Annotated in this window: 7 protein-coding genes; all 7 read left to right on the forward strand. The window is 55.4% G+C overall.

Annotated features, from left to right (window positions below; all coding sequences use genetic code 11):
• The first annotated feature begins 49 nt into the window (after nt 1-49).
• Nucleotides 50-472 (forward strand): hypothetical protein, encoded by a 423-nt coding sequence (locus AD949_RS09780; protein ID WP_048835054.1) that lies wholly within the window; start codon nt 50-52, stop codon nt 470-472.
• Between the two features lie 140 nt (nt 473-612).
• The gene (locus tag AD949_RS09785; protein ID WP_048835055.1) at nt 613-2,868 is read left to right on the forward strand and encodes a peptidase domain-containing ABC transporter; all 2,256 of its coding nucleotides are present in this window, start codon (nt 613-615) and stop codon (nt 2,866-2,868) included.
• Nucleotides 2,869-2,871: 3 nt separating this feature from the next.
• Nucleotides 2,872-4,326: an HlyD family type I secretion periplasmic adaptor subunit gene (locus AD949_RS09790; RefSeq protein WP_048835056.1), complete on the forward strand. Its 1,455-nt coding sequence runs from the start codon at nt 2,872-2,874 to the stop codon at nt 4,324-4,326.
• Nucleotides 4,327-4,372: 46 nt separating this feature from the next.
• Complete coding sequence (locus AD949_RS09795) at nt 4,373-6,160, forward strand: tetratricopeptide repeat protein (protein WP_048835057.1); 1,788 nt, start codon at nt 4,373-4,375, stop codon at nt 6,158-6,160.
• Nucleotides 6,161-6,207: 47 nt separating this feature from the next.
• Nucleotides 6,208-9,288 carry a glycosyltransferase gene (locus AD949_RS09800; protein WP_048835058.1) on the forward strand — a complete coding sequence of 1,027 codons (3,081 nt, stop codon included), beginning with the start codon at nt 6,208-6,210 and terminating at the stop codon, nt 9,286-9,288.
• Between the two features lie 94 nt (nt 9,289-9,382).
• Nucleotides 9,383-10,642, forward strand: coding sequence for a hypothetical protein (locus tag AD949_RS09805; protein ID WP_048835059.1), 1,260 nt, complete (start codon nt 9,383-9,385; stop codon nt 10,640-10,642).
• Nucleotides 10,643-10,716: 74 nt separating this feature from the next.
• Nucleotides 10,717-12,252 (forward strand): glycosyltransferase, encoded by a 1,536-nt coding sequence (locus tag AD949_RS09810; protein WP_048835060.1) that lies wholly within the window; start codon nt 10,717-10,719, stop codon nt 12,250-12,252.
• Nucleotides 12,253-12,267 lie beyond the last annotated feature (15 nt).

The raw sequence follows: 12,267 nt of genomic DNA on the forward strand, positions 1-12,267 counted from the left end.
GTCGGACGCCGGTCCGGAGGGGAGAGTGTTATTTCAGAGAGCGGCATCTGTGTCCACCAGTCCGCTTCTCTGGACCGGGCCGAAAGACAGACGTGTGCGGTTGCGTGTGCTGTCTCTGGAGGAGGCTGATGTGCAGGCGCAGCCCGATGGTCTGGCCGTTTTTCTCGGAATTGTGCCATCAATGGCTCAACAGGCCGGATGGGGGAGTGTCCGCTTATGGACGGAGCTGGAAAATGGGGGCGATCATGGCGCCGGGTGTGCCTGCTGTCCGGTGAGTGGTCATCTGGGGCGGTTTCTGACCCGCCTAATACAGGAACGGGCCAGAGGTGAGTGCGTTTTTTTTAACAGACTCAGTCTGATCTGTTCGGCGCGCGATGTCGCCGCTCTGGTCAAGCGACTTCATGCGGATCCTCTGATTTTTTCTCTGTATGGGCTGGAGGCTGTTTCCAGCCATTTTTCATGTTCTTGTTGAAAAAATAACACATTGCAGTGAGATTAAAACAGAGAAAGACTTTGAGCTCCTTCCCACTCCCTGTCATAAGGGTTTTCGCTCGCAAGTTGGCCATTTGAAGCGGCTGGGCGGCGTTTTGAGGTTTTGCCAAAGGGTTGTTCGTGAACCAGACTGATCATGTGCCTGAAGTTTCTGGCCCTTCTTCTGATACAGGCCACGAAAGTGCCTCCCGTTTAAGCCCCTCAATGATCCGCCTGCGGGCAGTTGTTGCAGCTGCGCGGTTCCACGGGCTGGAACTCGATATTCGTGATTTTGCAGTGGACCCGGAAGAAGACAGCCCCTCACCGGCTACTCTGGTGCGCTGGTTGGAAGAGCAGGGCGCGGTCGCTAAAGGGATGCGCATCAAATGGCGGTATCTGGTCAAGATGACCAATTCGCCGCCGATCGTTCTGATGTTCCGTGATGGGTCTGCGGCGCTCATGGTGAACGCGGACCCGGAAAAAGGCGTCGTCTGGCTGCGTGATCCGCTTAAAGACGAAGCGGCAGCTCCTGTACCAGTTGATGAACTGCGTCTGAGCCGAATCTGGACCGGGGATGTCCTGCTGATCAAGCGGCGTCGGGATCAGTCGGAAGCAGATGCACCCATCAATATGGCATGGTTGGCAAAATTAGTGCTGCGGGAAAAACGCTCCCTGCGTGATATTGCTATTGCATCCATGACCCTCAGTATTCTGCAGATTTTTCCCCCTATGATCGTCATGCAGGTCATCGACCGCGTGGTGAATTATAAATCCATGTCCACGCTGATCTCGATCAGTGGAATTGTTGTGGTTTTTTCAGTTTACGAAATATTGTTGTCTTACGGTCGTCGTGAGTTGTCTCTGGTACTGACAACACGTGTTGACTCACGTATTTCTTTGCATGTGTTCAGTCGTCTGGTGTCTTTACCGCTAGAATATTTTGAACGGCAGCAGGCGGGGAACCTTCTTGGTCGTGTCATGGCTATTTATAAAGTCCGTGATTTTCTGACAGGAAAACTCATGACGACCTTCCTCGATATGTTCACGTTGGTTGTTATTCTGCCGTTTCTGTTTTATCTCAGCTCTACCCTTGCATGGATGACTGTGGCTGCCGCAGGCGGTATTGGTCTGATCGTGGTTATTTTCATGGGGCCTGTCGCACGTGTCATGTCGGCTCAAATGCAGGCAGAACGTGAACGCGGGGCAATTTTGTATGAAACGGTTGCTGGTATCCGAACCCTTAAGACTCTGGCATTGGAAAATATGCGTAAGCAAGTCTGGGATGATGTCACCGCAGTTGTGATTCGTTGGAAACTGGCAGTCGGCCGTATGTCAAACTGGCCCCAAACGTTGGTGATGCCGCTGGATCTGTTTATTAACCGCGGCATTATCATGATTGGTGCTTATCTGTCGCTCGTAAGTCCTACTTCTGTTGGTGTGGGTGGGCTGGTCGCTTTCATGATGCTTGGCGGACGTGTTGCCTCACCGTTGGTTAGTTTTGCAAAACTTCTGGATGATTTTAACGAAGTTATGACGGCATTGAGTGAAGCCGCTTCCGTTTTGAATCAACCAACGGAGACCAAAGCTTTGACCACAGGGATGCGTCCTGTGATCAAAGGCGCTCTGTCGTTCGATGGGGTGGATTTCACCTATCCGGGCTCAACCTCCAAAGCGCTGAATAATGTGAATTTTGAGGTGCCTGCCGGGACCATGCTTGGGCTGGTCGGACGAAGCGGCTCCGGGAAATCCACGATTACCCGCCTGCTTCAGGGCGTTAGCCGGTCCTATACGGGGTATCTGAAGCTGGATGGGATTGATCTGCGGGAAATCAACCTTACACATCTGCGGCGGTCTTTTGGTGTCGTGCTGCAGGATAACTTCCTGTTCCGTGGCACTATTCGTGAAAATATTACCGCAGGGCGTCCGGGTTATACGATTGACGATGTTGTGCGTGCAGCACGTATGGCCGGAGCCGAGGAGTTTATTGAACGGATGCCTGCGGGCTATGAGACCTTTATTGAAGAAGGCTCCACCAATATTTCCGGCGGACAGCGTCAGCGTCTGGCCATCGCTCGTGCGGTTATTACCGATCCCAAGCTGATGATTCTGGATGAAGCGACGTCAGCACTTGACCCGGAAAGTGAAGCTCTGGTGAACGCTAATCTTGAGCGCATCGGCAAAGGGCGCACCATGGTGATTGTCTCACACCGTCTGTCTTCGCTGGTAAACTGTGACCAGATCTGTGTGATGGATCATGGGGCCGTGGCTGATATTGCGCCTCATGATGTTCTTCTTGAGCGGTGTGACATCTATCGTACGCTGTGGATGCAGCAGAATCGTCATACGACAGGAAAAGCTAATCCCGGGTCGTCTTCTCTGGTCGCGGAGGGAGAATAAGCCATGAGTGAACAGGATATTGTGCCCTCAGGGCAGACGACGGGGTCCGAAGTTGGCACGGAGAATGAACCTGTTTTTCTGCGTCAGGCGGATGATCCGTACGCTCAGGGAGATATGCCACCCGCTCTGCTGGAGTTTCATTCTCCTACAGCAGCGCTGGTTAATATGCCGCCAACGCCCTCTGCGCAGTATATAACATGGATTGTTGGTGCGTTGATCGTTTCATCCGTTACCGTGATGACCGTTTTTCCGTTGGACCGGGTGGTTTCAACGCAAGGGCGGCTGGTTTCGACGGAGCAGACGCTTCTGGTCCAACCTCTTGATACCTCCATTATCCGTTCCATTGATGTGCGGGAAGGTGACTTCGTTCATAAAGGTACAGTTCTCGCGCATCTGGATCCGACGATGTCTGGCGCGGATATCGAGAATATGCGCGCCCAAAGTGATCAATATCAGGCTGAGGTTGATCGTCTGACGGCAGAAACACAGGGCCAGACATATTCTGTCGATCCTAAAAACCCGTCATCTGTTCAGCAGGCAGAGGCGTTTGTGCGGCGTAAGGCGGAATTTGACGCCAAGGTCCGCAATTATGACAAACAGATTGCCAGCCTGCAGAATCAGTTGCAGAGCGCTCAGGCCAGTGCCGCCATGTATGCTGCGCGGGCCAAGGTGGCTGCGGATGTACATAAAATGCGGATGCAGTTGCAGAAAGATCAGGTAGGCAGCAAGCTGTCCACGCTGGGTGCGCAGAATGAACTGATGGAAGTTGAGCGTTCCCAAATTGCGGCGCAGCAGGAAGCAGGTAGCACACGGAACAAACTGGCGGCTCAGGTTTCGGAGAGAGAAGGCTATATCCAGAACTGGAAAGCTGAAGCTTATCATGATCTGGTCTTGGCGGAGCATCATCTTTCTGAAGCGAAGAGTTCGTATCAAAAAGCGGTTTTGCATAACAGTCTCGTCACGCTGAAAGCGGATGAAGACGCGATTGTGCTGAATATTTCCAAAGTGTCAGTTGGCGCAGTGCTGACAGCGGGCGAAAAAGTGATGACTCTGGTTCCTGTTGGGAAGGGGCTGGAGATCGAAACGGTCATGTCCGGTAAGGATGTGGGGTTTGTGCGTCTTGGGGATAAGGCGCTGGTCAAGTTTGCGACATTCCCATACCAGCAATATGGCGGTGCGGATGCGACTGTGCGGACCATCAGTGCAGACTCTTTTGTTGGCAGTTCCAGCGGGTCGAGTCAGCAGGATAATGAAGTAACACCTGATAGTAGCAGCAAGGAGTTTTATCGTGTCCGCCTGCGCGTGGATCGTTATACGTTGCATGGTGTACCGAGCTTCTTCCATCCGCTGCCCGGTATGCCGGTGACAGCTGATGTCCGCGTTGGGAAGCGGACCATCATGCAGTATCTGCTGAACAGCTTCATGCCGTTGATGACAGATGGCATGCGCGAACCCTGAGCATGGTGCGTAACGGTCTTGAGCTTGCTCGCAGAAGGAGCATGTTATGCTAAAAAATCTGATTAGTCGGCTTTTTGGGCGCAAAGTAGAAACGCCTGTTGATTCCCGGCTTGCTCAGGCCAAAGTTTTTCTGGAGCAGGAAGAGGCTGCGAAAGCCTTTGCTATTTTCACGGTTCTTGCTCGGGAAGGCCAGCCGGAAGCGCAGTATCTGGTTGGGCAAGCTTATCTGAACGCGCAGGGTGCGCCTCCCAATCTGATTGAAGGGGCCCGCTGGACACGGCGTGCCGCTTTAAAAGGTTGGAACAGGGCAGCCTTTATTCTGGCGACGCTTTATCTGCACGGTCTTCCAAAAGAAGTTGAAGAAGGGGATACCCTTTCATCCGTTTTTGAAGACTATAAGAAGCGCGAGAAACCGCAGCCGGACTATTACAAGGGCGCGCGCTGGGCCAAGCAGGCTGCGGAGGCGGGTGATGCGGATGCGCAGGCTCTGTATGGCTATATTCTGAGTGCTGGGCCTGACGATCTGCGCGATCCTGAACAAGCACTGTTGTGGTATCAGAAAGCAGCCGATGCCGGATGCCTGCAGGGCAGTCTGGGTCTGGGTCTGGCAGCGCTCAAAGAGGCTCAGACGTACGAGCAGTATGCCTATGCAGCAGCTGAGTTACAGAAAGCTGCGGATGGGGGGCTGGGAACGGCCCTCTATCTGATGGGTGTGATGACCGAGCGCGGGACGGGTGTTCCTCAGAACGATGCTTTGGCGACGGCCTATTTTGGGCAGGCTGCCGAGAAAAAAGTCCGGGGTGGACAAGCAAAATACGGCGTTGCCCTTATGGCCGGCAAGGGTATTGAGCGGAACAGAGACCGCGGTGAAAGCTGGTTGCGGAAAGCGGCTCTAGCCGGTGATGCAGAAGCTGCGGCCATTCTGGGTGATTGGTATGGTCGAGGGATAGATCTTCCCCCTAACTATGCGGAAGCCATTTCATGGTATCGTTTTGCGTCCGAGCATGGGCATGCTGCTGCAAGCCATACGCTTGGCTCCATTTATATGGCGGGTGTCGGTGTTCCGAAAGACCCGGAAGCCGCAGCATACTGGTTTAAACTGGCAGCGGAGCAGGGCGATAAGCATGCCTCGGCTGACCTCGCCAATCTCGTGCTGGAAGGAGACGTGCCCAGAGAGGATGGGCGTGCCCTTATGGAGTTCTACAAGAACGCCGCCGAGGAAGGAGATCTGCTCGCGGCTTTCAACTTCGGTGTCTGTCTTGCACAGGGTGTTGGGGTTGAGAGGGACGAGGAAGAAGCGCTGCACTGGCTGCATAAAGCCGCGGAAAAAGTGGTGAATGCCCAGTACTGGTATGGACAGATGTTGCTGCAGGGGCGCGGCATTGCGCAAAATCCTGTAGAGGGGCGGGCATGGATTAAGGCTGCGGCCGATGCAGGAATGGCGGAAGCAGAAACTGCTTATGCTGATCTGCTGGTCACGGGCGTGGGTGGTCCGAAAAATCACGCTGAGGCTCTGCGACTTTATAAACAGGCTGCGGAACGCGGCACGGTATCGGCTATGTTCTCTGTTGCCGCATTATATGGTGGTGGCCATGATGTGCCGGAAGACAGGGCCATTGCACGGGAATGGTTTCTTAAGGCCGCCGAGCATGATCATCCAGCAGCCCAGCTCATGATTGCCCGATATTATGCGAATGGTCTGGGCGGTGAAAAAGATATGGAGCAAGCGCGTCTGTGGTACCGTAAGGCAGAAGCGCGGAACGTGACACAGGCTAGTGCGGAACTGGCTCATATCGGTACCGGGGGTACGGCCCCTCTGCCCGCAGAAAGCTGATCTCGGCACAGGGCGGATGAGGTGGTGAAGAAAGAGCGCGCCGTCTGATGGAACAGTCCGGTAAGACACAGGGCGTACGCTCTGGTTTTGTCACTCAGGAGGACCGGGCGGCATGGGAGATGTGGGCCAGCGCGCGCGCTCAGGCAACTTTTCAGCAGGGTAACGAGGCCTGGCAAGCTGGTCGAGAGGCTGAGGCGTGGGACTGGCTGGAACGGGCCAACAGGCAGGCGCGGGATAACCCGCATGTTATGCTTGCGCTGGCACTGGCGCGTCAGGCTGTTGGCGATATTCCCGGGGCTCTTAGTCTTCTCAATGCTCTTCTGGAGCGTTTCGATTTTCGGGAAGGATGGGTTCTTCTCGCAACGTTTCATCAATCCATGGGGAATGGTTCTGCCGCAGTTTTCGCATTGGGCCGGATTTTATCCCAGTTTGCCTGCACGCCCGAGATTGTAAAACTTGCCGATAAAATCACACAGTTGAACGGCCTTGCTGGTTGGTGCGGCATGCGGGGTGACGGAATGCTGATGCTGGGTGGCGCCGTTGCGCAGGATGTGCCTGATGTTCGGTTGGACGGTCGCTCTGTAAAAGTAACGCGGAAAAAGGAAGGGTGGCTTTGCCCTGCTGGATGGCGGCAGGCGAAAACTCTGGACATTTCTTTTTCCAAGCAGCCATTTTTGATCGGAAATCCAATTCAGCCCACTGCCATTGTGCGGAGTGAGGGGTTGGTGGAATCGGGTCCAGACGGGCTGACAGGTTGGGTCTGGTTGCCGCATGATGCGGACCGCGTCCCTGTCGTGGAAATACAGGATATTTGGACAGGCGCTGTCCTGCATAGAATAAAAGCGGAAAATTTCAGTAATTCTGTCACTTCCGATGTGCCGTTGGCGCGGTACCGTGCCTTGAATTTTCCAAGAGAGAGCCTGCCGGATGGACCTGTGCGGGTGGTCGGGCCAGATGGGCGAGATTTGGCAGGAAGTCCGCTTGATGTGGGGTTGGAGCAGCGCTCTGCCACTCAGATTGCCCAAGGTCTTGCCGCTAAATTTTTGGCGGGAAAAAGAGTAAAACCTAAAAAAGAGTTTCCGGGTTTTGTTTCCATTGCGGTGCAGGCGAAGGTGACGGAGACGCCGCATTTCTCCGTCCAGCAGGCGGAGGTGGCAATCGTCATTCCGGTCTATTGGGATAAAGTGCGTACATTAGACTGCCTTGAAGCGGTTAGGCAGACGGTAGACGCTGAAAAAATTCCTGTTGTTATTGTGAATGATGCTGCACCTGACCCTGATTTTTCTCAGGCGGTGGATATTCTTGCAAAGCAGGCGGGTTTCCGTGTGCTGAAGCACGAGCGTAACTGCGGGTTCCCCTCAGCCGTTAATACCGGCTTGAGGAGTGTTGCGGGATATGACGTTATTGTGCTGAACAGCGATACGCTGGTGGCCGAAGGCTGGGTAGAAGAGTTGCAGCGAGTTGCTTATGCAGCGGATGATACCGGTACAGTCACGCCATTTTCTAACGATGCCAGTATTTTATCCTACCCTTCACCAAATAAGAAGAATCCGGTGCCGGACCTTGCACAAACGCAGAACCTGATGGCGCAGGCGCAGGCCGCTAATGCGGGGCAGTGGGCGGAAATCCCGACAGCAAACGGGTTCTGCATGTATATCCGGCATGATTGTCTGGCGCAGACAGGCCTGTTGCGTGACGATGTTTTCGCGCAAGGCTATGGCGAGGAAAACGATTTTTGCATGCGGGCCCGTGTGCTGGGCTGGCGGCATCAGGCAGCGTTGGGCGTGTTTGTTGCCCACGTGGGTTCAGCCTCGTTCGGGGGAACGCGTGCGGGGTTGATGCGTCGGAATGAAGCGATTCTGAACCGCCTGCACCCCGGTTACCATGAGATGATTGCAGCATGGATCGGAAAAGATCCTTTGTTTAATGCACGTCGCCGGTTTGATCTGGTGCGGCTCCGTGCGGGGACTGTAAACAAAACCTCTACGCGAAAAAGCCGAAAGCGGCGCTCTATGGTGCTGGTAACGCATGATTATGGCGGCGGTGTTGAACGCGTGGTGCAGGAGCGCGTGAAGGAACTATCACGGCAGGGAGTGCGCCCACTTGTGGTGCGCCCCACTGGCGGTGGGTGTGTGCTGGAAGATGGAATGGCCAAGGCCGCCGCTTATCCCTCGTTGCAGTTTCGCCTGCCGGAAGACTGGGCCTTGCTGACCCGCCTGTTAAAGGCGGAGGAGGCCGTGGGGGTGGAAGTGCATCACATGGCTGGGCATGACCCGATGCTGTATGGCCTACCGGATGCTCTGGGTTGCCCTTATACGGTCCATATTCATGATTATATGTGGTTTTGTCAGAGAATTTCTCTAATGGGTCTCAAAGGGCGATATTGTGGTGAGCCTGATCTTGCCGGATGCGAGAGCTGTATCGCGCTGCTTGGTTCGAAGCTGGAAGAAGATGTTCCGGTTGCATTTTACCGCACACGGTCCGAAGCTTTTTTGAAGGCCGCACAGGCTGTTTATGCCCCTTCGCGGGATACTGCCCAGCGGATGCAAAAGCACTATGCTGGCCTGAAATGCTTCGTGCGTCCTCTGGAAGATGATGTCCTGCTATGCGCGGAAGGTGCCGCTCTTGCGCAGACGGCGTTCCCGGTGCCGGACACGCGCGTTCCGGGCGTGGCTGTTCTGGGGGCTGGGCGACGTGAGCGCGTCCGTGTTTGCGTCATCGGCGGGATCGGGCAAGAAAAAGGGTATGATGTGCTGCTGGCCGCGGCGCGGGATGCCGCGGCGCGTGCTTTGCCACTCGAATTTGTGATTGTTGGCCATACGCCTGACGATGAGGCTCTTCTCCGCACAAATCATGTTTTTGTCACGGGAGAATATCAGGAGGATGAAGTCATTCCGTTGATTGCCTCCTTGCAAGCGGATTATGCGTTTTTGCCCTCTGTCTGGCCGGAAACATGGTGTTTTACGTTGGGGTTGGCTTGGAAAGCTGGTCTGAAGGTCGTCGCGTTTGATCTTGGTGCGCCTGCTGAGCGTATCCGTGCAACGAAACAGGGTTTTTTATTAAAGACAGACCTTTCAGAACAGGCCCTGAATGACGTATTGATACAACATGGACGCAAGGGTGCGTAGGAGCCGGAACGTCTCTGCGTAATAACCTTTTCTTTACCGGCTCATGATTTTTTGATTTACAGTTTACCCGTATCGTCACGATGGAAGAAATTTTATGTCACAGACCAGCCAGACACCTGCCCCACAGCGGATTTCTGATCTCAAGGTATCGGGCCATCTGATGACACTTCAGACTGGCCTATTCTGCGTGTTTCACGCACCGGGTCAGCAGCCGCCCACGTCTGTCGGGCTGCCGGGTGTGCGTATTTCTCAGCCGCCGGTGCGGGATGAGGGCAATATCAGCATTGTGACATTTGATGAAGATGGTTGGCTGGGTGGCCAGAATGGCGCGGCCCTTATCCGGGTGCAGCAGGGACCGGCTCAGGTGTTGGTAACTGTCTATCAGGAACTGGGTTCTCCCCATGATGCCCCGCGCCTTCAGGTTGTGCAGCTAAGCCACAACGCTAATGCTGGGCCGGTTGCGCAGCCCATGGCAGCCACTCCGGCGGTTCAGGCTCCCGCACAGGCGAAAGCGCCGGTTCAGAATACTCCAGTTGAGGTCGAGTCCTCCCCATATGCGGCGGAAATCGGCGCCCACATCCAGCGCCGTGGTGATGTGATGTCCCGCGTTGGGGAGTGGATGGGTGAGCCGGGAAGCCATGCGTGGATTGAAGGCTTTGGTATTGCGCCCACCGAAATGATTGGCGCTGATGACATTGAATATCAGGCGGTTCTAGGCAAGGGCTGGCTTTCCCCTTGGGTTGAAGGCGGCAAATATTGTGGCAGCCGGGGCATGGCGCTGCCTATTCTGGGCCTGTGCATCCGCCTGAAAGGCAAGGCTGCAAGTAAGTTCATCTGCCGTGTGACGGCAACCTTTACGGATGGAACCCGTGTTGGCCCGGTTGATACGGGTGAGCCGATTGAAACGGCAAGCCTCGCGCCACTGGAAGCGTTCCTTGTGGAAATTCTAACGCGTGAAGATGGTGGCCGGGGTAAAGGTAAAAATCAGCGGAGCGGCAAGGGCCGGAACGCCGCTGCGGAAGCAGAGGCTGCGGCAGATTTGGCCGCTCTTCTGGAAGAGGAAATTGCGGAAGCCGAAATTCTGGAAGACCTTGAGGAACTAGAAGCCGAAGCTGAGGCGGGCGAAGAGTTCGAGGTGTTTGTAGAAGAGCGCCCCACAGCAAAGGGTAACCGTAAGCCGCGCGGCAACCTTGCTGCTGCCAAAGGCCGTGCAACCAAAGCGGTTGCGGCGACACCTGCTCCAGCAAAAGCTGCGGGTCGGCCCCGGAAAGCTGTTGCCGAGGCTAAAGCAGCACCAACCAAGGCTCAGCCCGCCGGGCGTGGCCGCGGCCGCAAGCCGTCTTCCCGACGTTAAAAATCCTAGAAGGTCCGGTCTGAACAGGCCGGACCCGTCCGGGAACGTGGTGGCATAACAATACAGGCAATCCCTTGAAGTATCTTTTTATTCACCAGAACTTTCCCGGACAGTATTTGCATCTCGTGCGTCATCTAGTTCAGGCTGGTGGGCACGAGATTGTTTTTATCAGTGAAGATAACGTCAATCTCATTCCCGGTGTGCGGCGTGTCATTTACCGTATGCCCCGCCATGCCACAGAGCAGACGCATCCGGGCGCGCGGGAGTTTGATCTCGGGCTGGTGCGGGCCGATGCCGTGGCGAAAGCCGCAGGTACTCTCAAAACATTGGGGTTTGAGCCGGATATTATTATCGGTCATCACGGTTGGGGGGAGTTGCTGAATATTCAGGATGTCTTTCCCGGTGTGCCGGTGCTGGGCTATTTTGAATTTTATTATCATGCAGAGCCGGGCTTTGATGTCGGGTTTGACCCGGAATTCCCCATGGACCCGGCCATGATGCCGCTGGTGCGGGCCAAAAATGCAATCAATCTTCAGGCACTAACCTCCCCCGGTTACGGACAGACCCCGACGGAATTCCAGAAAAGTGCTTACCCCGACTGGGCACAGGATAAAGTGACAGTCCTGCGGGAAGGGGTTGATCTGGAGCAATGCTGTCCCGACCCTTCGGCGCACCGCCGCAAGTTCAGCATCAAGGACGTGCATGTTTCTCCCAAAGAGAAGCTGATTACCTATGTTTCGCGGGATCTGGAGCCGTATCGGGGGTTCCATGTTTTCATGCGGGCGTTGCCGCGGATTCTGAAGGAGTGCCCCGAGGCCCGCGTAGTCATGGTCGGGGGGGATGGCGTCAGCTATGGCGCACGCCTGCCGTCTGGCACGTGGCGGGAGAAGTTGCTGGAAGAACTGGCCGGGGAGATTGACCTCTCCCGTATCCATTTTGTGGGCAAGGTTGCCTATACGGATTTTCTAGCACTCCTCCAGCGGTCCGATGTGCATGTGTATCTGACCTATCCGTTTGTAGCTTCATGGTCCCTGCGTGAGGCAATGGCGGCTGGCTGCGCGATTGTCGGCAGTGCCACGGCTCCGGTTGAAGAATTTATTGAAGATGGCGTAACCGGACGTCTGGTGCCGTTTACTGAGCCGGACCGGATTGCTGAGGGTGTTCTTGAACTTCTGACTGATACGCGCACCGCGAAAAAAATGCGGCAGGCCGTGCGGGCTGAGGCCGAGCGGACGCTGTGCATGAAGGCGTATCTGACTCAGTATGAAGACCTGATTGACCGGCTCATCGCGGCGCATAAGCCAGCAAAAACTGCCCAGCCTACCGTTTCCCAGAACAGTACGCCCCGAAAAGGAAAAGTGCTGAAAGATACGGTAACAGCCGAACAGGCCAAGCCGGTTAAAGCAGCACGTCAGTCAGCAAGCCGGAAAGCGGCCCCTGTCCGGGCTACGGCGAAGCCGGCGGCTCAGGCTGTCCCGAAAAAAGCGCCGCGCACGGCTCACGCTGCCAGCAAAACAGCATCAAGCGTGACCAAGGCCAAAGACGTGGCGCCGACCCGGAGTGTGAAGTCAGCCGGACGGAGCAAAAAGGTGGGTCGGGCTGGGTCCTGACCCGTAGCCCCTCAG

The sequence above is a fragment of the Acetobacter orleanensis genome (genome assembly GCF_001581005.1).
In the GTDB taxonomy this organism is placed as follows: Bacteria; Pseudomonadota; Alphaproteobacteria; order Acetobacterales; family Acetobacteraceae; genus Acetobacter; species Acetobacter orleanensis.